This window comes from Acinetobacter sp. YH12219 (assembly GCF_013417875.1).
Lineage (GTDB): Bacteria > Pseudomonadota > Gammaproteobacteria > Pseudomonadales > Moraxellaceae > Acinetobacter > Acinetobacter amyesii.
Window position 1 is genome coordinate 17,816 of sequence record NZ_VPDC01000011.1, and the last position, 24,396, is coordinate 42,211.

A 24,396-nucleotide genomic window follows, 5' to 3' on the forward strand; every position below is an offset into this window, starting at 1 on the left:
ATAATATTGAATTTATTTCAAGTGAAGCAATAAAAGTTAAATTTAAGAAGAAAAAATAGGCACGAAATACTTGTGAAAAACATCCTTCCTTATAAAGCCATTTTCTCAGTTGAGATTACAACAATTAACTGGGAACCTTTTGTATAGTTACTGTCTTATCTAAATGTATAAAAATAGATGATTTATAATCTTAGTCCCTTAACTTAAATTTTAACTTTTATATTCTCGTACCATCCGATCACTGACATCTTCCGGATAGCAAAGTGGTGCATAACCTCCAGCACGGTTATAAGCACTACGCTTGCCGCAACGACTACCATTACGCGCTGTATTGTATGGACAAGGACAATTTCCCGGATAGCTTTCAATCGACTGTTGAATAATCTTCTGTTTAATTGCTTCCGCACTTTGGCTACTCTGCTTGGCTTCAGCTCCAAAAGCTGCACATAGTCCAACTAGTAAGAATAATTTTTTTATACATCCCCTCCACCTGCGGAGCATTGTATAAAGCTACATATAAATTGAAAGATCACATTTTGAATAACCGAATGATTTTCAAACAATCAAAATTCAGGCAATAAAAAACCCGCCTTACAGCGGGTTTATCTTAAAATCAGTCCAGTCTTATAGGCGAACCAATTCCACAATTTTCTCAGCCAGTTCTTCAACTGCTTCTTGCGCGTAAGTCACATCTGTACCTTCTGCAAGGTCAGTAATGACTACTACACCCGTTTCACGAACCAGTGTAACCTGTTCAGCAGTCAGACCCGCTTTCGCAATTGCAACCACACCTTGCTGAATCAACAAGCTTTCAATTGCTTGCGCATTTTCAAGGGCTTTTGCAGTCACAGTTACCGCAGCAGGTTTTTGACCTAAACGTGCAGCACGCGCTTCAGCAGTTACAGGTTCGTTGTGTGCAGTCCATTCAACCGCAGATTCAACCATACCCGCACCAACAGTCACGTTGCTTAAACGGTCAATAAAGATGAATGAACCTGTGTAACGACTGTCTTGGTAACGGTCAAATACCACTGGCGCATCAAACTCAATCGTTACATCTGCAATCGCATTCAGTTCAAGCTGTTCAACTTCCGTTTTTTCCAGTGTGTTTACATTGGTACGGTAGTTGATTTTCGCAACTTTCGCAGGAATGGTTTGTGTACCAAACTTCACGTTATACAGTTTACCAACCACTAAAGGCGCATCTGTCATCCATACCACAGAGGCACGTGCAGAACGTGAAATGAGTGGCTGTTCGCCCGCTTTTACCAACACGTTACCGCGTGAAATATCAATTTCATCATTCAGTGTTAAAGTCACCGCTTGACCTGCAACAGCATGGTCTAAGTTACCGTCAAAAGTCACGATTTCTTTAACAGTCGAAGACTTACCAGATGGTAATGCAGTAATGGTATCGCCAACTTTCACTTCACCAAGTGCAATCGTACCGCAGAAGCCACGGAAATCGAGGTTCGGACGGTTGACATATTGAACTGGGAAACGGAATTCGTGCTTGCTCGTATCATGCGAAATTTCAACAGTTTCCAAAGTCTCCATTAAAGTCTGACCTTGGTACCACGGCGTATTTGGCGATTTGTTTACAACGTTATCACCATTCAACGCAGAAATAGGCGTGAAGATAATGTTCGCAGGTTTACGGTCGCCCAATTGGTTTACGAACTCATTGTACTCTGCTTGAATTTCATTGAAGCGCGCTTCAGAGAATTCAACCAAGTCCATTTTGTTCACTGCAACCACGATATTACGAATACCTAAAAGGCTCGCAATAAATGAGTGACGACGAGTCTGGGTTTGAACGCCATAACGCGCATCAATCAAGATAATCGCTAAATCGGCAGTAGACGCACCAGTTGCCATGTTACGTGTGTATTGCTCATGCCCTGGGGTGTCAGCAATAATGAACTTACGTTTTTCTGTAGAGAAATAACGGTAAGCCACGTCAATGGTAATACCTTGTTCACGCTCTGCTTGTAGACCATCGACAAGTAAAGCCAAGTCAGGTGCATCACCCGTTGTACCGACTTTTTTAGAGTCACGAGTCACGGCTTGCAATTGATCTTCATAAATCAATTTTGAATCGTAAAGTAAACGACCAATTAGAGTCGATTTACCATCATCCACATTACCGCAAGTCAGGAAACGTAGAAGGTCTTTATTTTCGTGTTGTTTTAAATACGCCAAGATGTCTTGGCTAATTAAATCTGATTGATGAGACATTGCTCAAAGCTCCACATATTCTTTTGAAATCGGTTTCTGAATCTTTTTAATCCCTCTAAATCTCCCTTTAAGAAAGGGAGACTTTGCTCCGTTCTTTCTCGGGAGTTCCCCCTCTTTCGTAAAGAGGGGGTTAGGGGGAGATTATGAGATTCTTAGAAGTAACCTTCCTGCTTTTTCTTTTCCATCGAACCTGCTTCGTCATGGTCGATCATACGACCTTGACGTTCAGATGTGGTGGCTAAAAGCATCTCTTGGATAATTTCCGGTAAAGTTGTTGCAGTTGATTCAACCGCACCTGTAAGTGGGTAACAACCTAAAGTACGGAAACGCACCGATTTCATTTGTGGCACTTCACCTTCGTTCAAACGCATACGCTCATCATCAACCATGATCAGAGTACCGTTACGCTCAACCACTGGACGTTCAGCAGCCAAGTACAAAGGAACCAATTTAATATTTTCGAGGTAGATGTATTGCCAAATATCCAACTCAGTCCAGTTAGACAATGGGAACACACGAATACTTTCGCCTTTATTTACTTTACCGTTGTAAAGATTCCAAAGTTCAGGACGTTGGTTTTTAGGGTCCCAACGGTGTTTGGTATCACGGAATGAGTAAACACGCTCTTTAGCACGAGATTTCTCTTCGTCACGGCGCGCACCACCGAAAGCCGCATCAAACTGATATTTATCAAGTGCTTGTTTTAAGCCTTGAGTTTTCATAATGTCAGTATATTTTGAGCTACCGTAATCGAACGGATTTACACCTGCGTCTTTACCTTCTTTGTTTTGATGCACGATCAAATCAAAGCCATGCTCTTTTGCCATGTTGTCACGGAAAGTAATCATGTCTTTAAATTTCCAACCCGTGTCTACATGCAGTAGTGGGAATGGAAGTTTGGCAGGATAGAATGCTTTTAAAGCAAGATGCAGCATGACCGCTGAATCTTTACCGATTGAATACAGCATGACTGGGTTTTCGAACTCAGCAGCAACTTCACGGATGATATGAATACTCTCAGCTTCAAGCTGTTTAAGATGAGTAAGTCTTTCCTCATTTAATGACATGGACAACACCAGCTTAGAATATGTGTACTTATTACACTTTTAAAGATATATATACATTATAGTGATTAAGCTTTCATAACGATTGCTTGTTTTGTGATATTGATATTCTTATTCGTCATATACAAATTGTCTGATACTGCTTATCAATTTTAATTAATTTAATACAATAGACTTATCAATTTCATTATTATTCTAGTCCGAGATCCGTAATTTTACGCAATTTTTTATCAATTAACTAATCGCTAAATCCTCTAAACAATCGGTATTCAAACTCGCTCAAAGTACCTAAAGTAGCTATATCACTCTCCAATAGTTATTGATATGCCATATAGTCACTATACGCTTGAAACCTTAAAGTCGCTGATTGAAGCAGCAGGTCTTGCTGGCTATATTTATCAGCATTCTTCACACATGCTCGTGCTCCAAGAAGCCTTGAATGATGACGGCAGCCCGCTGAATAACTTTATACAACATGAGCTGAGTGCTGACCAAATTGGCCTTCAGTTCGGCCTACGACTTTTGGACAATAAACTCGAGTTTTTGATTGGGGTGACTCACAGTAACCAAGATCGCGGCTACGAAATTGGCGCTGGCAATTTAAAGGCCGATCAACGTGCATTTAATCTGCTCTATGCTTTTTATAATTTTCCCAAAGCATTTCACTTAATCCATTTCCCGCTCGCAGCCAATAGCACCCAGTTAGAAGAAGAGATCGAAAAACAATTGTTTCAACTTGAAAGCATGGGCTTTTTAGACACTGCGATTAAAACCAATCCGATGGGCGAACAAGTGAAGTGGATGAAAACCTTTATTGTTCAAGCGGCTTTAGATATGAAAGTACGCATTCAAACTTCATTGTTATAAAAAGGGTTAAAGCTTACTAAAAAGCGCTCTATTGAACGCCAGTTCAAATCTTCATATGACATCGAAAGTCACGGCAAAGCCCTCAGCACTGCCGTGACGGTTATAAATTTACATTTCCTAACATTGTTTTCTGTGCCGTTTAACAGGCCATTTCTCTCCCTTGAGCACAACCACTTATATATCTGCAATTAGACTGAAAATTTGATTGATCACAATGACTTAAATCTTAAATGGGTAAAGCAGAAATACTATTAACTTTAGATTTAGATAATCCTGATTTAATTGATCAACTATTTTTAAAGAAAAACTTAGTAATAGCTCACATAAAAGCCGACTTTTTGTTAATCTGATCTGTAATTTTTTTACACAATTTCGACAGATAATGTTATTTTATTTACTGAAAAAAATTCAGCCAGAATTATTTTTTTTTGATTTTTTATAAGCATAAATATAGAGATAAATATAATGTGGGAATTGTTTACTCACCCGTCTAATATCGTGTTTAGCATCAGTCTCTGCTTAATGTTCTTGTTTGGACTTTTTGAGATTGTGTTAACAATTTTAGGGGGTGGTTCTCAAGGCTTCTTAGATCAATTCCTACCTGAGGATGTTGGTCATAATGCAGAGCTAGGTGTAGATGCCGATGCAGGTATCGTGACACGTGTGCTCGATTGGTTGTATTTGGGTCGTATTCCACTGTTTGTATGGCTCATCATTTTCTTATGTGTCTATAGTTTATTGGGCTTTGCTATTCAAGCCATCGTTAACCAAATGACCAGTATGATGTTCAGTGCATGGATTATTGCACCAGCCTGTATTTTTCTGTGCATGCCCTTCGTACGTTTTAGCGCAATGCTCATTGCCCGTATTTTACCCCAAGATGAAACCACTGCCATTTATAGTGATGAATTGATCGGTAGAACGGCCACGATCATTTTGGGTGATGCACGACCCCAGTCTCCTGCTCAAGCCAAAGTCAAAGATCAACACGGCTTGACCCATTATATTTTGGTTGAACCTGAACAAGATGAAATTTTCAGCCAAGGTCAATCAGTGGTTTTAACCCAAAAAACAAATGTAGGCTTTCAAGCCACCATGCTCTAAATTTTGAATGAATTGATGCTCGATCAGTTCTTCAAACAACATATAAATACATTTAACGCGTCATACGTTCAGCAAATCTCGAAGTCATGATGAGTCAACAAAATACTGATTTTTAAACCAAACTTGTTAGCACTTTAGAGGGTTAACTTGAACTACAACAAAAGAGATAAACGTCCATGTTAGACATTATTCCAAGCGGTATCCTTGTTTCAGTCGGGATAATTTTTGCCGCACTTATTTTTATTGGTTTTATTATTGCTCGACTTTATCGTCGCTCAAGTAAAGAAATTTCATTTGTGCGTACAGGCTTCGGCGGTGAAAAAGTGATTTTAGGTGGCGGTGCTATTGTGCTTCCTGTGCTGCATGAAATTATTCCAGTCAATATGAACACCCTACGTCTTGAAGTACGCCGTGCAGATGACCAAGCGCTGATTACACGTGACCGTATGCGTGTCGATGTGATGGCGGAGTTCTATGTCCGTGTGAAACCAACCGCAGATTCGATTGCTACCGCAGCACAGACTTTAGGTCAAAAGACCATGTCGCCAAATGAGTTAAAGAATTTGGTCGAAGGAAAATTCGTTGACTCTCTACGTGCAGTTGCCGCAGAAATGGCGATGGAAGAGTTGCATGAAAAACGTGTCGACTTCGTACAAAAAGTTCAGCAAGTGGTGTCTGAAGATTTACATAAAAACGGTTTGGAACTTGAAACCGTTTCATTAACTGGCTTAGACCAAACAGGCTTTAAATACTTCAACCCACAAAATGCGTTCGATGCTGAAGGTTTAACTAAACTGACAGAAACCATTGAAGACCGTCGTCGTAAACGTAATGCGATTGAGCAAGATGCAGATCTTGCAATCAAGACCAAGAACTTAGAAGCAGAACAAGCACGTCTACAAATTTTGCGTGAAGAAGAATATGCAAAACTGCAACAAGAACGTGAAATTTCAGTTCGTCGTGCAGAACAGCTTGCAGAAATTGCATCACAAGAAGCTTCGAAAAAACGTGAAGCCGAAGAAGCGCGTATTGCTGCTGAACGTGAAGTTGACTTAAAGCGTATTACTGCTGCACGTGACGTTGAAAATCAAAATATTCAAAAGTCACAAATTATTCAGCAAGCCCAAGTGGAACAAAAGAAAACCATTGAGTTGGCTGAGCAAGACCGTGCCATTGCTATTGCAGAAAAATCTCGTGCTGAATCTGAAGCTAAAGCGCATGCCGATCAAGCCCGTGCTCAAGCGGTAAAAGCCGAAGAAGAAGTCATTACCGTTCGTCAAATCCAACAAGCTGAACGTCAAAAAGCTGTTGAATTGGTCTCTGCGAAAGAAAAAGCGGAGAAAGATGCGATTGCCATTACTGTCGCGGCAGAAGCAGGTAAACAAGCAGCAGCAGATGATGCAGAAGCTATCCGTATTGCAGCTGAAGCCGAAGCTGAAAAAGTTCGCTTAAAAGCCAAAGGTGAAGCTGACGCAAAAGTTCTCTTGGCTCAGGCGATGGAAAAACAATACCAAGTTGATGCTGAAGGTACACGTGCAGTGAACGAAGCAAACAACGTATTGTCATCTGAACAGGTTGAAATGCAAATTCGTTTAGCGATGCTGAAATACTTACCTGAAATCATTCGCGAAAGTGTGAAACCAATGGAAAACATTGATGACATTAAGATTTTGCAAGTGAATGGCCTAAATGGTGGTCATGCAGGTTCTTGCCAAGGTGATGCTCACCACGAAGGCAGCGGTAATGTTGCCTTGTCAGACCAAGTGGTGAATAGTGCCCTACGCTACCGCAGCCAGGCCCCACTGATTGATAGCTTGATGAGTGAGCTTGGTATCCAAGGTGGCGATATTAACGGTTTAACTCAGAGCTTAAAAACCAGCAAAAACTAAGTTTTTGATTGAGATAGGGCTCCATCAAATCTCTTTATTCAGAAGTGATTGCTTGAGCAACACATTCTAAATGAATTAAAAAAGCAGTGTCCGCACTGCTTTTTTTATGGCTTAGATACTTGTACTTATGGGCATACAATCTCCCAAAGAAATGAACAACATTTTCTGTCTTATCAGAGCGCTTTTAATGGTTTCTGACATTTATATTTCGCATCACAGCCTGATGTTAAATCAATGAACAAATGGCGTATTTCATAAAAATACTCATTTAGAAGCTATAGAGCAAACAGCATAAAATTATGAAACAAAATATTTAAAATCAATTAATTGATATATCCTTCTCATCTTACAGAATAAGATATTTACTTCTATATATTCAGCTCGATAACATTTTGTTCTATCTATTGTTTTTATAAAACTTGGAAATTGCTTATTAAATTGAAAATAGGGCCTAACAAGGTTTTTGCACTTCAAACCATCAACTAAAAAATAATAGCTGACTATAGATGTATATGCTCATGTAGATTTTCTTAAAAAAATTTCATCACTGAGATAGCAAATTTCACCAATTTTAAAGCTCCCCCTTCTCATATTCCTGATCTACCATCCTTTGTATAAGGCTTGAGAAAATTACAAATAAAATAATTTCTATTGAAAATATTAGGCTTCATCCAAGTAAAAAAGCTCTTTGATGATAAAGATCCATTAAAAATCTCAATTAAATTAGTTATTTTCCCTAAAATCAATATACTGCACGCTATACGAAATTATTTTTAAAAATCATAAACCTATGACCATCCCCACAATCATCACATATTCGGATTATTATGTGTTCTTTACATTTCATAGTTATTGAACAACCAATATTCCATCCGTTTATGCAGCGTCACTGCACCCCAAAGCAGAACACATAGCCATGCCCTTATGGCTTTTGCATAGCGGCTGAAATACGCTTTTTTTGCGTAAAAAAAAAAGAGAATCCGAAGATTCTCTTTTGATGTTTAAGTATGGCGATTAAACCAAACCTTTGCCTTTCAGCACTTCGTACATGGTCGAGCCTAATTCTGCTGGGCTACGGGTATAGGCCATACCAGCTTTTTCAAAGGCTGCGAATTTCTCTTCTGCTGTGCCTTTACCACCCGAAATGATCGCCCCTGCATGTCCCATACGTTTACCTTTAGGTGCAGTCACCCCCGCGATATAACCGACAACAGGCTTGGTTACATTCGACTGGATATATTCAGCTGCTTCTTCTTCTGCTGTACCACCAATCTCACCAATCATAATAATCGCTTCAGTTTGCGGATCTTCTTGGAACAACTTTAAGCAATCAATTTGGTTCATCCCCGGAATTGGGTCACCGCCAATACCAATACAAGTTGACTGGCCTAAACCCAGCTTGGTCGTTTGCGCCACAGCTTCATAAGTCAAAGTCCCTGAACGCGAGATAATCCCTATTTTACCCGGTTGATGAATATGCCCCGGCATAATACCGATCTTGCACTCGCCCGGTGTAATAATTCCTGGACAGTTTGGACCAATTAAACGTGCATTATTGCCATAGGTTTCTAGATAACGTTTAGCTTTTAGCATATCGAGTGTAGGCACACCTTCCGTAATCACAACGATCAGCTCAACACCTGAATCAATCGATTCAATAATTGAATCTAGGACAAATGGTGCCGGTACATAAATCGAGGTTGCCGTTGCACCCGTTTCACGTACCGCTTCTTTCATGGTATTGAATACGGGCAGATTCAAATGTTGTGTACCGCCTTTACCCGGCGTCACACCACCGACCACTTTTGTGCCGTAAGCAATAGATTGTTCTGAATGAAATGTGCCGTTTTTACCGGTAAAACCTTGTACCAATACTTTAGTGTCTTTATTAACTAATACGCTCATGATCTCTACTCCCTTAGCCTTTTACCGCAGCAACAATTTTTTCTGCAGCATCAGCCAAGCCATTTGCAGAAATCAATTTCAAACCTGATTCATCAAGTAATTTTGCACCCAACTCTGCATTGTTCCCTTCTAAACGAACAACCACAGGTACAGTCACATTTACTTCTTGAACCGCTGCAATAATTGCTTCAGCAATCATGTCACAACGTACAATCCCACCAAAAATGTTGATTAATACACCTTGTACAGAACTATCGGCCAAAATGATTTTAAAGGCTTCAATTACGCGTTCTTTGGTCGCGCCACCGCCTACATCTAGGAAGTTTGCAGGTTGACCACCATAGAGTTTAATGATGTCCATGGTTGCCATCGCTAGGCCAGCACCATTGACCATACAACCAATATTGCCTTCTAAGGCAACATAGTTCAAATCAAATTCTGATGCTTTCAGCTCACGCTCATTTTCTTGCGTTTTATCGCGTAGTGCTGCGATTTCTGGTAAACGATACAAGGCATTCGAGTCGATACCAATTTTTGCATCCACACATAAAATCTCGCCATTTTCACGTACGGATAACGGGTTAATTTCAAATAAGGCAAAGTCATTTTCAATGAATGCTTGATACGCAGCAGACATGATTTTGACAAATTGATTCACTTGACCATCTTTTAGGTTTAAAGCAAATGCCACTTCACGCGCTTGGAATGGTAATAAACCTACTAAAGGATCAACTTCAACTTTAATAATTTTTTCTGGGGTTTCTTCTGCAACTTTTTCAATTTCCACACCGCCTTCAGTCGATGCCATAAAGGTCACACGGCGGCTAGAACGGTCAACCACAGCACCTAGGTACAATTCACGCTCTACAGGATAGACATCTTCAGACACCAAAATACCACTGACTGGCTGACCTAATGCATCTGTTTGATAAGTAACTAAGCGTGAACCGACCATTTGGTTCACATAATCAGTGGCTTCTTGCGCAGATTTTACCACTTTCACGCCGCCCGCTTTACCACGACCACCTGCATGGACTTGGGCTTTTAAAACTGCAAACTTACCACCCAGTTGCTCAAAAGCTTTGACTGCTTCTTCTGCGGTTGTTACAAATACGCCTTCTTGGACTGGCATACCATATTTTTTTAATAACGCTTTAGCTTGATATTCGTGTAGATTCATTGAACAACCTTTTACTCTTTTTTCGCTTTGTTATGACCCATTAAAGCCCAGACATCCGTCAAAGCAGCTTTAACCTTTTTTAAATCTTAAAATATTTCTTATCTTTATTTTTAGATGATTATTCAAATTAAAACAACCATCAGAAACAAAAAAGAGCGGCCTAAGCCGCTCTTTTTACATCTTATTTACGTTTACGTTGAATCGCGTGAATCGCACGTCCATCGACTGCAAGCGCAGCTTCGTGAACGACTTCAGAGAATGTCGGGTGACCGAAAGTCATTAACTGAAGGTCTTCAACACTTGATACAAACTCAAGTGCAATCATACCTTGGTGTACGATATCAGACGCTGCAGGTCCAATGACATGCATACCAAGTAGACGATCCGTTTTTGCATCAGCAACAAACTTAACAAAGCCTGCGTTTTCACCAGCAGCCATTGCACGACCATTCGCAGCAAAGCCAAATTGACCAGTCTTCACTTCATGGCCTTTTTCTTTCGCTTGCTCTTCTGTTAAACCAACCCACGCCGCTTCTGGGTGTGTGTAGATTACAGAGATGATTGTGTCGTAGTTCACTTGAGCAGCGTGACCGTGCATACGTTCAACAGCCATTACGCCTTCTTCCATTGCTTTATGTGCAAGCATTGGACCACGTACCAAGTCACCAATTGCGTATACGCCTTCAACCGAAGTTGCACACCAATCGTTTACTTCAACTAGACCGCGTTCAGTGAGTTTAATGCCTGAATCTTCAGCCAATAAACCTTCTGCATATGCTTTACGGCCAACACAAACGATCAATTTATCGAAAGTTTGAGTTTTGTCTTCGCCACCTTGCGTATACTTAACAGTAACTTCACGGCCATTTACTTCTGTACCAGCAACTTTAGCGCCAACACGGATATCAAGACCTTGTTTAGTCAATACTTTTTGGTAGTCTTTTGCCAAAGCTTTATCAGCCATTGGTAAGAATGCATCCATTGCTTCAAATACAACAACTTCAGCACCTAGACGACGCCAAACAGAACCAAGCTCTAGACCAATGACACCCGCGCCAATTACGCCAAGACGTTTAGGCACTTCTGGGAACTCAAGCGCACCAGTAGAGTCAACAATAATGTCTTGGTCTACAGGAGCAACAGGAATATTTACCGGTACAGAACCCGATGCAAGGATTACATATTTAGGTTCTAAAATTTGAGTTTCACCTTCGTGAGATACAAACTCAACTTTCTTACCTGCAAGTAATTTACCTGTACCTTTTAACCATTCGATACCATTGCCTTTAAGTAGGCCATCAATACCCATCGTCAATTGGTTAACAATTTTGTCTTTACGATCAAGCAGTTTTGCAAGATCAAATTTCACTTCACCTGTTGTAATACCGTGGTCATCTAAGTGATGAACGGTATCTTCATAACGGTGCGATGAATCAAGTAATGCTTTAGATGGGATACAACCCACGTTTAAGCAAGTACCACCTAAAGATGGTTTACCTTTATGAATACGTTTTTCAATACAAGCTACTTTAAAGCCTAATTGAGCAGCGCGGATAGCAGCCTCATAACCACCAGGACCGCCACCAATAACAACTAAATCAAATTGAGACATGTGTATCTCCAAAAATGGGCTTAGAGGATCGCTCTAAGCCCATTGCATTATTCTGAAGTATTAAAGATCAAGGATTAGCTTAGCTGGTTCTTCTAACAATTCTTTGATTGTTACAAGGAAGCCGACTGCTTCTTTACCATCGATTAGACGGTGGTCATAAGAAAGCGCTAAGTACATCATTGGCAAGATTTCAACTTGACCATTTACAGCCATAGGACGTTCTTGGATTTTATGCATACCCAAAATCGCAGTTTGTGGCGTATTTAAGATAGGTGTAGAAAGCAATGAACCAAAAGTACCACCATTAGTAATAGTGAAAGTACCACCAGTCATATCTTCGATACCCAATTTACCATCACGCGCTTTACCAGCGTATGCACGGATACCGTTTTCAACTTCAGCATAGTTCATGCGGTCAGTATCACGAAGAACTGGAACCACTAGACCACGGTCGCTTGATACAGCAACACCGATGTCGTAGAAACCGTGGTAAACGATGTCATTGCCATCAATCGAAGCGTTTACAGCTGGGTAGCGTTTAAGTGCTTCAGTTGCCGCTTTAACGAAGAATGACATGAAGCCAAGACGTGCACCATGACGCTTTTCAAAAGCATCTTTGTATTGCGCACGCATTTCCATGATTGGTTTCATGTTTACTTCGTTGAACGTAGTCAACATTGCAGTTTCTTGAGTTGCAGCAAGTAAACGTTCAGCAACACGCTTACGAAGACGAGTCATAGGAACACGTTTTTCGATACGTTCACCAACAGCAACGCTTAATGGCGCAGCAGCAGGAGCAGCTGGTTTAGCTTGATGGTTTGCAACATCTTCTTTAGTGATGCGACCGCCACGGCCAGTGCCAGCAACGTCAGCAGCAGCAATGCCAGACTCAGTCAATGCTTTACGCACTGCAGGAGCTTGATCAGCAACAGGTTGAGCACGTTCAACAACAGGAGCAGCGCCCGCTTGAGTTTGCGCAGCAGCTTGTTCTACTTTCTCTTCTGATTGAACAGCTTGAGTTTGAGCAGCGCCAGAAGCAGCACCTTCTTCAAAAGTCGCAATCACTTCGTTCGATAAAACTGTATCGCCTTCGTTTTTAACGATTGCAGAAATCGTACCGTCAGCAGGAGCTACAACTTCTAAAACAACTTTATCTGTTTCAATATCACAAATCACTTCGTCACGTGATACTGCTTCACCTGGTTGTTTGTGCCAAGTTGCAACTGTACCGTCAGCAACTGACTCTGGGAATACCGGTGCTTTAATTTCGGTTGCCATTATTAAGAATCTCCTGTTATTCAGCTACGATAGCTAAAGCATCATTTACGAGCTGAGCTTGTTGTTTTGCGTGCAAATATGGTGAACCACAAGCCGGTGCAGCAGAAGCTTCACGACCTGCATAACTAATACGAACTTGTTTGCCCGCTTTCATCACGTCGTCATACAGACGCGGAGCGATGAATAACCATGCACCTTGGTTCTTCGGTTCTTCTTGAGCCCAAACCAATTCTTTAACGTTTGGATATTGTGCAAGAACTTCAGCAAGACGTGCTTCTGGGTACGGATACAATTGTTCAATACGAACGATTGCTGTGTTGTTCAATTCTTTTTCACGACGTTTTTCAAGTAAGTCGTAGTAAACCTTACCACCACAAAGCACTAGACGAGTTACGTCTGATTTGTTGATGTTGTCGATTTCATCAATCACAGTTTGGAATGAACCATTTGCAAGTTCTTCTAATGTAGAGGTTGCAAGTTTGTGACGAAGAAGAGACTTCGGTGAAGTCACGATCATTGGTTTACGGATTGGACGAAGTGCTTGACGACGCATCGCATGGTAAATCTGCGCTGGTGTAGTCGGTGTGATCACTTGCATGTTTTCTTCAGCACATAGCTGTAAGAAACGCTCTAAACGAGCTGATGAATGCTCAGGACCTTGACCTTCAAAGCCGTGTGGAAGAAGCATAGTCAGACCGCATACACGTTCCCATTTCGTTTCGCCAGACGCGATGAACTGATCGATTACAACCTGTGCACAGTTTGCGAAGTCACCAAATTGCGCTTCCCAAATGACAAGGCTCTTTGGAAGAGTTGTTGCATAACCGTATTCGAATGCAAGAACCGCCATTTCTGACAATAAAGAGTCATAAATTGCAGTACGCGGTTGGTTTTCTTTCAAGTTACATAATGGAATGTAAGTTGAACCATCTACTTGGTTATGAAGTTTTGCATGACGGTGTGAGAATGTACCACGACCAACGTCTTCACCTGTTAAACGAACAAGGAAACCTTCATCTAGAAGAGACGCGTAAGCTAATGTTTCAGCAGCACCCCAGTTCAATGGCATTTCACCAGTCTGCATTTTCAGACGGTCATCAATCACTTTAGCAACCTGACGTTGCATCACGAAGCCTTCAGGAAGCTCGCGCATTTTCGCACCAAGCTCTTTTAGACGTTCGATTGGGAAAGTCGTATCCCATTTGTCTGTGTATTCGTGGCCTAGGTAAGGTTTCCAGTCCACAAACATTTTTGTATTTGGCTCAAGTACCAACGCATTTGCAACGTGTTTTCCTGCTTCAAGGTCAGAACGATACTGTTCAACCATTGCATCAGCAGAAGCACGATCAAGAACGCCTTCTTGTACAAGTTTGTCAGCATAAAGCGTACGAGTAGTCGCTTTTTTATTGATGATTTGATACATCATTGGCTGAGTTGCAGCTGGCTCGTCGGCTTCGTTATGACCACGACGACGGTAGCAGAACATATCGATTACAACGTCTTTACGGAATGTATGACGGAAATCGTGTGCCAATTGAGAAACAAATAATACAGATTCAGGATCATCACCGTTCACATGGAAGATCGGTGCTTGGATCATTTTCGCGATGTCAGTACAGTATTCTGTAGAACGCGCATCACGTGGGTCAGACGTTGTAAAACCAACTTGGTTGTTCACGACGATATGAACTGTACCACCCACGGTATAACCGCGAGTTTGTGACATTTGGAAAGTTTCTTGGTTTACACCTTGACCTGCAAATGCAGCATCACCGTGAACAATGATTGGTAATACATCATCACCACCGATATCTTTACGACGTACTTGACGTGCGCGTACAGAACCTTCTACTACAGGTCCAACGATTTCTAAGTGTGATGGGTTAAACGCTAATGCCAAGTGAACTTCGCCACCCGGAGTCATGACGTTTGAAGAGAAACCTTGGTGGTATTTAACGTCACCAGAGCCTTTTTTATGCAGAGATTTACCTTCGAACTCACCAAATAGGTCAGCTGGGTTTTTACCCATGATGTTTACAAGAAGGTTTAAACGGCCACGGTGAGGCATACCGATAACCACTTCTTTACAACCTACTGAACCCGCGCGTTGAATAAGTTCATTCACCATAGGAATGAAAGATTCACCACCTTCAACACCGAAACGTTTCGCACCAACGAATTTGTTACCAAGGTATTTTTCTAGGCCTTCAGCTGCAGTTAGACGTTCAAGGACGTGTTTCTTTTGGTCTGCAGTGTAGCCGAATTGACCACGAGTACCTTCAAGGCGTTGTTGAATCCAACGTTTTTCTTTGGTATCAACAATGTGCATGTATTCAACACCAATCGAAGCAGTATAAGTTGCTTCCATTGCTTGAACCATTTCACCAAGAGTTGCTTCAGATTTACCGATTGCAAGGTTACCTGTATTAAATACAGTGTCTAAGTCAGACTGAGTTAAACCGTGCGCAGCAAGATCTAGATCAGGTACGATTTCACGTTTTGCAAGACCTAGTGGATCTAATTTTGCGTTTTGATGACCACGGTTACGGTATGCAGCGATCAACTGTAATACACCGATTTGACGGCGTTCATGCTCAGAACTTACTGCACTTTGCACTACTGGCTGAACACGGCTTGAATTACGGCCTAATAATAGGAATTGCTCACGTACATTGCTGTGTGGTTGATCACCTTTCGGGAATTTATCGAAGTATTCACGCCAATCAGCCTCTACTGAGTCTGGAGCCGTTAGATACTGCTCATAAAGTTCTTCAATATACGCTGCACTGTCAGCGCTAAGTTCAGTGTCAAGACGCAGTGCGTCAGCAACTTCTTGCATTTGTGGACCCATTTCCTATTGCAAAACATTTCAGGATGCTTTTTAAGCGAACCCATGATTAGTAATGTCAAATTGGTAATATGACATTAGTCCCCATTAGGCTTAAGCCTTGAGGCGTTATCACTACATTAGGATTACCCAATGTGATTAATGAACAATAACGCCCTCAGCGGCATCATTACTCATTGAGAAATACCCGACATAAATCGGGCAATTTTTGCAAATCGTCTTAGAAAAAATAAAATTTGCACCATTATCTTTTCTAAAGCGACTTTATTAACATTTATATACCGTCTACAGCGCTTAAATTGTAGAAAAAATGTACCTAATTCAAAGTCATTTTTTACATATAGTGATGCTTTAAATGCTAACACGTTCGAGCATTTTCAATTGATTTTTTTGACACATACCTCTCATAAATTAGCGAAATACACTGTTTGTATTTTCATCTATGATATGGTGCTACATATAAAATGATCTTTCAATTAAGACAAAAGTCTACGTTCGATTTTTCCCTCATCTCATATACAAAAACAAAAGAGAGCTGACATTCCTATCCTCTCTCTTTTTACTACGTTACATAATAACATCTTCTAATCCTTTTGACAGACTTGAACGAGCGTTTCATCAATAAATAACCATTTATCTATCGCTTTATACCTTTAATTCACTACGTTTCTATTAAATCCATTTAAAGCAGTCAGCAATGACAGTGAATAACTTTCACTATCATCACTTTTATATATGACAAAAAAAGCGCACCCAATGGTGCGCTTCTTTTAACTGCTAAATCTATTAACCTAGATCTAAAAGCATATTACGGATGTGACCGATTGCTTTAGTTGGGTTAAGACCCTTAGGACATACAGATACACAGTTCATGATACCTTTACAACGGAACAATGAGAATGGGTCGTCAAGACGAGCCAAACGCTCTTGAGTTGCTGTATCACGAGAGTCAATGATGAAGCGATATGCGTTCAACAATGCTGATGGACCCAAGAACTTGTCTGGGTTCCACCAGAATGATGGGCATGAAGTTGAACAACATGCACAAAGAATACATTCGTACAAACCATCTAAGTGTTCACGCTCTTCAGGAGACTGCAAACGCTCTTTAGGAGGCGCAGGCTGATTGTTGATTAGGAACGGATGGATTTTATTGTACTGATCGTAGAACTGATTCATATCTACAACCAAGTCTTTAATAACTGGAAGACCTGGAAGTGGACGAATTGTAATCACTTCTGGTAAGTCGTTTAGGTTCCAAAGACACGCTAAACCATTTTTACCATTGATGTTTACACCATCAGAACCACAAATACCTTCACGACATGAACGACGGAATGTTAATGATTCGTCTTGTACTTTTAATGCTAGAAGCGCATCAAGCAACATACGGTGCTTGTCAGTCAACTCTAGTTTAAAAGTTTGCATGTACGGAGCTGCATCCTTATCAGGATCGTAGCGGTAGATATTAAATGTACGAGTACCTCTACTCATCTTACTTCTCCCAATTAGAATGTACGTGGTTTAGGCGGAATAGCATCTACAGATAAAGGCTTGTAACGTACTGGCTTGTACTCAAGACGGTTATCTACAGAGAACCATAAAGTGTGTTTCATCCACTCATCATCACGACGACCGTATGGGTAGTCAGCATGATCAGGTGGTAATTCAAAATCTACCACTGTATGCGCACCACGACATTCTTTACGTGCAGCCGCAGAAATCAGTGTCGCTTTCGCAACTTCATACAGGTTTTCAACTTCTAGAGCTTCAACACGCGCTGTGTTAAATACTTTAGATTTGTCTTTCAAGTGAATGTTACGTACACGTGGTTCGATCGCAAGAATCTGTTTCACACCCTCTTCAAGAAGTGCAGATGTACGGAATACACCAGCGTGATCTTGAACGATGTCACGGATTGCATCTGCAACTTCTTGAGCATTTTCACCAGAAGTTGATTCATCAAGATGACGAACACGATTCAAAGTTTTTTCAAGAACAGTTGTAGGAAGCGGTGCATATTCATCACCGTGGTGTTTAGTTACATAGTCAACAATATGTTCACCAGCAGCTTTACCAAATACAACCAAGTCAAGCAATGAGTTTGTACCTAGACGGTTAGCACCGTGTACAGATACACATGAACATTCACCAATTGCATAGAAACCTTTCACTGGTTTAGTGAAATCACGGTCACCCGCATTGTGTGAGTACACACCAGTTTCTTTATTGTAGTTCGCAACCAAAGCTTCAGTTTCACGAGATACAGGAACAACCACTTGACCATGAATATTTGTAGGAATACCACCCATTTGGTAATGGATTGTAGGTACTACAGGAATTGGCTCTTTAGTGATGTCAACGTTCGCGAATTTCTTACCAATCTCAAATACAGATGGAAGACGTTTCATGATTGTTTCAGCACCAAGATGCGTCATATCAAGCAAGATGTAGTCTTTCTTAGGACCACAGCCACGACCTTCTTTAATTTCTTGGTCCATTGAACGTGATACGAAGTCACGAGGTGCCAAGTCTTTAAGTGTCGGAGCATAACGTTCCATGAACGGCTCACCAGCATCGTTACGAAGGATCGCACCTTCACCACGACAACCTTCTGTCAACAATACGCCTGCGCCCGCAACACCTGTTGGGTGGAATTGCCAGAATTCCATATCTTGCAATGGAATACCTGCACGAGCTGCCATACCAAGACCGTCACCAGTATTGATATAAGCGTTAGTAGATGCACGGTAAACACGACCAGCACCACCAGTAGCGAACAATGTTGCTTTACCTTGGAATACTGCAATTTTACCTGTTTCTTGGTCAATTGCTGTCACACCAAGCACATCACCCTCTTCATTACGGATCAAATCAAGTGCGATCCATTCAACGAAGAATTGAGTACCCATTTTCACGTTGCTTTGATAAAGCGTATGAAGAAGTGCGTGACCTGTACGGTCGGCAGCAGCACATGCACGTGGAACTGGTTTTTCACCATAGTTCGCAGCATGACCACCAAACGGACGTTGGTAAATTGTACCGTCAGCGTTACGGTCAAATGGCATACCTAGGTGTTCAAGTTCATATACAACTTGCGGCGCTTCACGAGTCATGAACTCAATTGCGTCTTGGTCACCTAACCAGTCAGAACCTTTAACTGTGTCGTAGAAGTGGTAGTGCCAGTTATCTTCTTGCATGTTACCAAGAGATGCACCAATACCACCCTGCGCTGCAACAGTGTGTGAACGAGTTGGGAATACTTTAGTCAGTACAGCAACTTTCAAACCAGCTTGAGCAAGTTGGTAAGAAGCACGCATACCTGAACCACCACCACCAACGATGACTGCATCGAAAGTTTGGTGTGGAATATTTGTGTAATCTTCTTTAGGGGTTATAGCGCCCATGATATCTTCCTATCAATTTGCCCAAAAAATCTGGATCGCCCAAATCGCGTATGCAAATACTGCAACAATCACTGCAGAAGTCAGCACTAAACGCAGACCGTTTGCTGAAGGACCCATTTGACGAGTAGTCACATAGTCAGTGAATACTTGCCACATACCAATCCAAGCATGCGCAACAAGAGATAAGACAGACAATAAAGATAAAATCTTCATTGGTGTTGTCATCATAAAGCCATACCATTGCTCAAAAGTGAATCCGCTATTGCAAAGGATCCAGCCCAGTACAACAATAGTATAAACAGCCAATACAACGGCACTTACACGTTGGATAAACCAATCGCGTGAACCTGATCCTGTTAAACCTGTAGCACTTTTCATTAGAGAACAATCCATACAAATGCTGCAACAATACCGATTGCAGACAAGATCAATGAAATAGTAGCTGCGATACGACCACTTTGAAGTTCTTCAGCAACGCCAAGATCTGCAAATAGATGCTTGATACCACCGATAAGGTGATAAATTAAGCCGGCTACAAATACCCATACGACAAAACGCACAATAAAGCTATCAAACACAGCTTGAACTTGCGCAAAACCTTCAGGTGAAGATAGAGATTTGTCTAAAATCCAAAGAAGGACCGGTACGAGTAAAAATACGATAACACCTGATAGACGGTGTAAAATTGATGCAATAGCCACAGGGGATTTTAAGTTTACGTCTAAAACTTGACCCATGGACAAATTGACAGGTCTGTTGCTTTTCACAGCGGGCATCCTGTAAGTAAAAACTCCATCCGGAGTTTGTTGGAATTAATTCGTAGGAAAGCTAGCATAGTCAGACATTACAATATAATAAACTCTGCAGCTGTCTGATCTTATAAACGACAGGGAATTATAAAACGTGAACTTTCAAAACACAAACGAAGACAATTAGGAATTTTGCAAAATATCCTTAAATAAGAATCATTAACAATAACTTTTCTAAAAACAAATACCTTATTTATCTAAGAAAATCAGACTATCTTGTTGGTTTTAATCAGTTAAATGTAAATTTAACTTATTGTTTTTGTGTGTATATAGCGATTTAAACTTTTAGACTAAAGATGAACAAATCTAAATCTTTCTTTTCCCACTACATTTTAAAATCTTCCAACACATTCGCCAAGCCATAATCATAAAAATAAATGTGCATCATTTTCTCAAATGATAAAACTCAAAGATCATGAAACGAAATAAGAACTTAGTCTGTGCATAAAAATCTCAGCAACAGCAAATCTGTTTAATAAAACGCCATTTTTTACCTTTCAAATGACAAAAATGATCATTTATTAAGCTTTTAAAGGCGTTTAATTAACTATTTTTTAACCAAACGAACTTTTTTTTAAGGGCGATTAAGTCGTTTTAATTATGAATAAGAAAACAGCAATTTAGAGCCACAGATGTATGTAAGTTACGAAAATTATAATAATTTAATGAAATAGCGGTCTTGTAATTCATATTTGTTTCAGAGTTTTTAAGAATTAAAAATTGCTTACAATTAAGGCAATAGGCTTTTTTTAATCTGCACCTCCCCTGCAATTTGACTTATTATACTGCGTCGGCACTGTGATTTTACTCATTTTTTAAGCGGATGAATTGTGCTTCATTCCAAGGAATGATCCTCAATTTATATCCATAAGTATAATTGACAAAATTTCAGTTCCCTCTAATCTTAGAGCAAATTTTTGATCTGTCTGATTCTCGCATTAAAAGATTAGTACTGAGTCAGATAAAACATTCACCAGGACAGGAGATCTATTGAATGTCTGAAGCAACTGGCAAAAAAGCCGTTTTACAGCTTGATGGCAAAGAAATTGACTTACCAATTTACAGTGGCACTCTAGGCCCAGATGTAATTGACGTTAAAGATGTGTTGGCCGCAGGTCACTTTACTTTTGATCCTGGTTTTGTCTCAACGGCTGCTTGTGAATCTAAAATCACTTTCATTGACGGCGGTAAAGGTGTTCTTCTACACCGTGGCTACCCAATCGACCAGCTTGCTACTAAAGCAGACTACTTAGAAACTTGCTACCTTCTTTTGAACGGCGAGCTTCCTACTGCTGAACAAAAACAAGAATTCGATGCTAAAGTTCGTAACCACACTATGGTTCACGATCAAGTTGGCCGTTTCTTCAATGGTTTCCGTCGTGACGCTCACCCTATGGCGATCATGTGTGGTGTTGTTGGTGCGCTTTCTGCGTTCTATCACAACGGTTTCGATGTTGAAAACATTGACCACCGCGAAATCACTGCTATTCGCTTAATCGCTAAAGTTCCTACTTTAGCTGCTTGGACTTACAAATACACAGTAGGCCAACCATTCGTTTACCCACGTAACGATTTAAGCTACGCAGAAAACTTCTTGTACATGATGTTTGCTACTCCTGCAGACCGTGATTACAAAGTTGACCCTATTCTTGCTAAAGCAATGGACCGTATCTTCACGCTTCATGCTGACCACGAACAAAACGCGTCTACTTCTACAGTACGTCTTGCTGGTTCTACTGGCGCTAACCCATACGCATGTATCGCTGCGGGTATCGCGGCTCTATGGGGACCTGCTCACGGCGGCGCGAACGAAGCTGTTCTTAAGATGCTTGATGAAATCGGCACTGTAGAAAACGTTGCTCCGTTCATGGAAAAAGTGAAAACTAAAGAAGTTAAACTTATGGGCTTCGGTCACCGAGTTTACAAAAACTTCGATCCACGTGCGAAAGTAATGAAAGAGACTTGTGACGAAGTGTTAACTGCACTTGGTATCAACGATCCACAACTTGCTTTGGCTATGGAACTCGAACGTATTGCGCTTTCTGACGAATACTTCATCAAACGTAACCTATACCCTAACGTAGACTTCTACTCAGGTATCATCCTTAAAGCGATTGGTATCCCAACAGAAATGTTTACAGTAATCTTCGCTCTTGCACGTACTGTTGGTTGGATCAGCCACTGGTTAGAAATGCACAGCGCACCTTACAAAATCGGTCGTCCTCGTCAGCTTTACACTGGCGAAACTCAACGCGATATCCAAGGTCGTTAATTCGAAAGAATTGTGCGAATCTAAAAACCGTCCCTTTGGGGCGGTTTTTTTATGCAACTAGATTTATTTTGCGCTATTAAACACCCCCATCTGACTGAATTTTCCAACTCAATCATTAGATAAAACGATGCCTCACAAGCTATAAAGTATGGTGTTTATTGCTGAATGTATTTTAAATCGCCATTTTCTAGAAAGCCTCACACTGTTTCATCAGACATCATCATAAAAAAAGCCTAATTCCACGTAGAAATTAAGCTGTAAACAAAAGGTTTAAATATTGATGATGCTTTATTTTAGCTTATTAAGTTAAGTAACTTTTATTAAGCAACCTTCTCTAAGCAACCGTCTCATAGTCTGTCAAGTCCACCTGTTTTAGACGCTGCTTTAACTGTTTTAGTGACCACGGCCAAGCTGCAAAATTACGTCCATTGGCATCTAAGTAATAGCTCTTACAACCGCCACTATTAAAGACAGTAGTCTGTAAATGCGTCTGTACTTTTGCATTGTGATAGGCCAATACATTTGGCTTAATTTCAAGCCGTTGTATCTTCTCTTGTTTCATTTTTACTAAAGCATCAACGATATACCCAACCTGTGCTTCTGCAATCCCAATAAATGAGTCATAAACCAAAATATTTGGCCCAAGCACCAAGAAGGCATTAGGTACTTGCGCGATACTGGTACCCAAAAATGCTTCAGGAGAACTGTTTTTCCAAAGTTCTGACAATAACTCCCCTTTGGCATTTTTTACACGCTGCCCAATCGGCGGATGAGAAACTTCAAAACCTGTGCCCCAAATAATGACATCGACTTCATGACGTTCACCATTCGCAGCAATAACAGTATTACCTTCTATTTCAACTAAACCATGTGGTACAAGTTCGACATTGGCTTGCTGCAAAGCAGGATAATAGTTATTGGCAAATAAAAGACGCTTACAACCAATAGAAAAGTTTGGTGTAACTTTTTCACGTAATTCAGCATCTTGAATTTGTGTTTTTAACAACTGACGACCCAAATAATTCACAGGCTCTAAAAGCGAAGGATTACGTAGTCCTAAATTAATACCATTTAATATACCGGCCACACTTTTGCGCCAAGTTTCTTGTACTGTTGGAAAGCGGGTAATGATGCCTTTCGCACGGTCATTCAGTGGCAAATCTGCTTTTGGCAATACCCATGGTGCGGTACGTTGAAACACCACCACATTTTTGGCAATAGGTTGAATCTGAGGAATAAACTGAATCGCAGATGCCCCCGTACCAATCACCGCAATACGTTTATCTTTTAAGTCATAGGCATGGTTCCATCGCGCAGAATGGAACATTTCACCTTCAAAGCTTTCAATACCTTTAATTTTTGGAATTTGAGGTTCAGTAATCGGCCCAGTGGAAAAAATTACCGTTCTCGCCGCATACTTACCTTTGCTCGTCTCCAATTGCCATTGCTTTAATTCCTCATTCCATTCCGCTGCAATCAATTCACAGTTGAACTGAATGTTACGATAAAGCCCATGCTGCTCTGCCACATCCTCTAAGTAGTTCAGAATCTCAGGTTGCTTGGCAAATAAATGACTCCATTTATGACTCGGAGCAAATGAAAAAGAATACAAAGCCGAAGGAACATCACATCCACAACCTGGATAGGTGTTGTCTCGCCATGTACCTCCCACGCGATTGGCTTTTTCTAAAACCACATAATCTGTATAACCCCGTTTATTCATTTGATGAGCAGCAGCTAAACCTGATATCCCAGCACCAATTACAATGGTATCGTAGACACGCACTTGATTTTCTACGCTTGGTTTTTCTAGGCTAGGCTCTGACTCTGATTGATCTTGTATTGCTTTTTTTGCTTTGGCAGAAGACGTTACAGGACGACGTACATTAGTTTGCGTTGTTGCCTTTTTAGTTTGTGTTTTCT

17 protein-coding genes are annotated in these 24,396 nt (G+C 40.8%); 4 read left to right on the forward strand and 13 right to left on the reverse strand.

Features of this window, described 5'->3' with window-relative positions; genetic code table 11:
- Positions 1–210: 210 nt before the first annotated feature.
- From FTV04_RS08285 to cysD, 3 genes are all read right to left on the reverse strand, one after another.
- The gene (locus FTV04_RS08285) at positions 211–477 is read right to left on the reverse strand and encodes a hypothetical protein (RefSeq protein ID WP_180089272.1); all 267 of its coding nucleotides are present in this window, start codon (positions 475–477) and stop codon (positions 211–213) included.
- Between the two features lie 147 nt (positions 478–624).
- On the reverse strand, positions 625–2,238 hold the full coding sequence (gene cysN, locus FTV04_RS08290) for a sulfate adenylyltransferase subunit CysN (protein ID WP_180089230.1): 1,614 nt from the start codon (positions 2,236–2,238) through the stop codon (positions 625–627).
- Positions 2,239–2,390: 152 nt separating this feature from the next.
- Positions 2,391–3,305 (reverse strand): sulfate adenylyltransferase subunit CysD, encoded by a 915-nt coding sequence (cysD, locus tag FTV04_RS08295; protein WP_078189893.1) that lies wholly within the window; start codon positions 3,303–3,305, stop codon positions 2,391–2,393.
- 321 nt (positions 3,306–3,626) lie between these two features.
- Here cysD and FTV04_RS08300 point away from each other — a divergent pair, with 321 nt between their 5' ends.
- The 3 genes from FTV04_RS08300 to FTV04_RS08310 all read left to right on the forward strand — a co-directional run bounded on the left by FTV04_RS08300 (position 3,627) and on the right by FTV04_RS08310 (position 7,162).
- Positions 3,627–4,169 (forward strand): hypothetical protein, encoded by a 543-nt coding sequence (locus FTV04_RS08300; RefSeq protein WP_111884395.1) that lies wholly within the window; start codon positions 3,627–3,629, stop codon positions 4,167–4,169.
- A 465-nt stretch (positions 4,170–4,634) separates the two neighbouring features.
- Positions 4,635–5,273 (forward strand): YqiJ family protein, encoded by a 639-nt coding sequence (locus FTV04_RS08305; protein WP_180007473.1) that lies wholly within the window; start codon positions 4,635–4,637, stop codon positions 5,271–5,273.
- A gap of 176 nt (positions 5,274–5,449) precedes the next feature.
- On the forward strand, positions 5,450–7,162 hold the full coding sequence (locus tag FTV04_RS08310) for a flotillin family protein (protein ID WP_180011015.1): 1,713 nt from the start codon (positions 5,450–5,452) through the stop codon (positions 7,160–7,162).
- A 1,014-nt stretch (positions 7,163–8,176) separates the two neighbouring features.
- Here FTV04_RS08310 and sucD read toward each other — a convergent pair.
- The 9 genes from sucD to sdhC all read right to left on the reverse strand — a co-directional run bounded on the left by sucD (position 8,177) and on the right by sdhC (position 20,168).
- Positions 8,177–9,067: a succinate--CoA ligase subunit alpha gene (sucD, locus tag FTV04_RS08315; protein ID WP_180089231.1), complete on the reverse strand. Its 891-nt coding sequence runs from the start codon at positions 9,065–9,067 to the stop codon at positions 8,177–8,179.
- 13 nt (positions 9,068–9,080) lie between these two features.
- Complete coding sequence (gene sucC, locus FTV04_RS08320) at positions 9,081–10,247, reverse strand: ADP-forming succinate--CoA ligase subunit beta (protein ID WP_078192988.1); 1,167 nt, start codon at positions 10,245–10,247, stop codon at positions 9,081–9,083.
- Positions 10,248–10,428: 181 nt separating this feature from the next.
- Entirely contained in the window at positions 10,429–11,859 is a 1,431-nt protein-coding gene (gene lpdA, locus FTV04_RS08325) for a dihydrolipoyl dehydrogenase (RefSeq protein WP_078189903.1), read from the reverse strand.
- Between the two features lie 60 nt (positions 11,860–11,919).
- Entirely contained in the window at positions 11,920–13,137 is a 1,218-nt protein-coding gene (gene odhB, locus FTV04_RS08330) for a 2-oxoglutarate dehydrogenase complex dihydrolipoyllysine-residue succinyltransferase (protein ID WP_078192990.1), read from the reverse strand.
- A gap of 16 nt (positions 13,138–13,153) precedes the next feature.
- The gene (locus FTV04_RS08335; protein WP_180089273.1) at positions 13,154–15,976 is read right to left on the reverse strand and encodes a 2-oxoglutarate dehydrogenase E1 component; all 2,823 of its coding nucleotides are present in this window, start codon (positions 15,974–15,976) and stop codon (positions 13,154–13,156) included.
- Between the two features lie 795 nt (positions 15,977–16,771).
- Positions 16,772–17,479 (reverse strand): succinate dehydrogenase iron-sulfur subunit, encoded by a 708-nt coding sequence (locus FTV04_RS08340; RefSeq protein ID WP_078189905.1) that lies wholly within the window; start codon positions 17,477–17,479, stop codon positions 16,772–16,774.
- 14 nt (positions 17,480–17,493) lie between these two features.
- Entirely contained in the window at positions 17,494–19,392 is a 1,899-nt protein-coding gene (sdhA, locus tag FTV04_RS08345; protein ID WP_180007470.1) for a succinate dehydrogenase flavoprotein subunit, read from the reverse strand.
- A 12-nt stretch (positions 19,393–19,404) separates the two neighbouring features.
- The gene (gene sdhD, locus FTV04_RS08350; RefSeq protein WP_078189907.1) at positions 19,405–19,770 is read right to left on the reverse strand and encodes a succinate dehydrogenase, hydrophobic membrane anchor protein; all 366 of its coding nucleotides are present in this window, start codon (positions 19,768–19,770) and stop codon (positions 19,405–19,407) included.
- On the reverse strand, positions 19,770–20,168 hold the full coding sequence (gene sdhC, locus FTV04_RS08355) for a succinate dehydrogenase, cytochrome b556 subunit (protein ID WP_078192993.1): 399 nt from the start codon (positions 20,166–20,168) through the stop codon (positions 19,770–19,772). The genes sdhD and sdhC overlap by 1 nt, the downstream gene beginning before the upstream one ends.
- 1,027 nt (positions 20,169–21,195) lie before the next feature.
- Between sdhC and gltA the strand changes: the two genes are divergently transcribed.
- Positions 21,196–22,473 (forward strand): citrate synthase, encoded by a 1,278-nt coding sequence (gene gltA, locus FTV04_RS08360; protein WP_078189909.1) that lies wholly within the window; start codon positions 21,196–21,198, stop codon positions 22,471–22,473.
- A 334-nt stretch (positions 22,474–22,807) separates the two neighbouring features.
- On the opposite strand, the gene FTV04_RS08365 is transcribed toward gltA, so the two are convergent.
- Complete coding sequence (locus tag FTV04_RS08365; RefSeq protein ID WP_373688125.1) at positions 22,808–24,316, reverse strand: flavin-containing monooxygenase; 1,509 nt, start codon at positions 24,314–24,316, stop codon at positions 22,808–22,810.
- Positions 24,317–24,396 lie beyond the last annotated feature (80 nt).

Bases quoted from the DNA above. Each gene is read 5' to 3' on its own strand.
- FTV04_RS08300 (WP_111884395.1), top strand. From the start codon at position 3,627: ATGCCATATAGTCACTATACGCTTGAAACCTTAAAGTCGCTGATTGAA.
- sdhC (WP_078192993.1), bottom strand. From the start codon at position 20,168: ATGCCCGCTGTGAAAAGCAACAGACCTGTCAATTTGTCCATGGGTCAA.
- FTV04_RS08335 (WP_180089273.1), bottom strand. From the start codon at position 15,976: ATGCAAGAAGTTGCTGACGCACTGCGTCTTGACACTGAACTTAGCGCT.
- sucC (WP_078192988.1), bottom strand. From the start codon at position 10,247: ATGAATCTACACGAATATCAAGCTAAAGCGTTATTAAAAAAATATGGT.
- FTV04_RS08340 (WP_078189905.1), bottom strand. From the start codon at position 17,479: ATGAGTAGAGGTACTCGTACATTTAATATCTACCGCTACGATCCTGAT.
- cysD (WP_078189893.1), bottom strand. From the start codon at position 3,305: ATGTCATTAAATGAGGAAAGACTTACTCATCTTAAACAGCTTGAAGCT.
- sdhD (WP_078189907.1), bottom strand. From the start codon at position 19,770: ATGAAAAGTGCTACAGGTTTAACAGGATCAGGTTCACGCGATTGGTTT.
- lpdA (WP_078189903.1), bottom strand. From the start codon at position 11,859: ATGTCTCAATTTGATTTAGTTGTTATTGGTGGCGGTCCTGGTGGTTAT.
- FTV04_RS08305 (WP_180007473.1), top strand. From the start codon at position 4,635: ATGTGGGAATTGTTTACTCACCCGTCTAATATCGTGTTTAGCATCAGT.
- cysN (WP_180089230.1), bottom strand. From the start codon at position 2,238: ATGTCTCATCAATCAGATTTAATTAGCCAAGACATCTTGGCGTATTTA.
- sucD (WP_180089231.1), bottom strand. From the start codon at position 9,067: ATGAGCGTATTAGTTAATAAAGACACTAAAGTATTGGTACAAGGTTTT.
- gltA (WP_078189909.1), top strand. From the start codon at position 21,196: ATGTCTGAAGCAACTGGCAAAAAAGCCGTTTTACAGCTTGATGGCAAA.
- FTV04_RS08310 (WP_180011015.1), top strand. From the start codon at position 5,450: ATGTTAGACATTATTCCAAGCGGTATCCTTGTTTCAGTCGGGATAATT.
- sdhA (WP_180007470.1), bottom strand. From the start codon at position 19,392: ATGGGCGCTATAACCCCTAAAGAAGATTACACAAATATTCCACACCAA.
- odhB (WP_078192990.1), bottom strand. From the start codon at position 13,137: ATGGCAACCGAAATTAAAGCACCGGTATTCCCAGAGTCAGTTGCTGAC.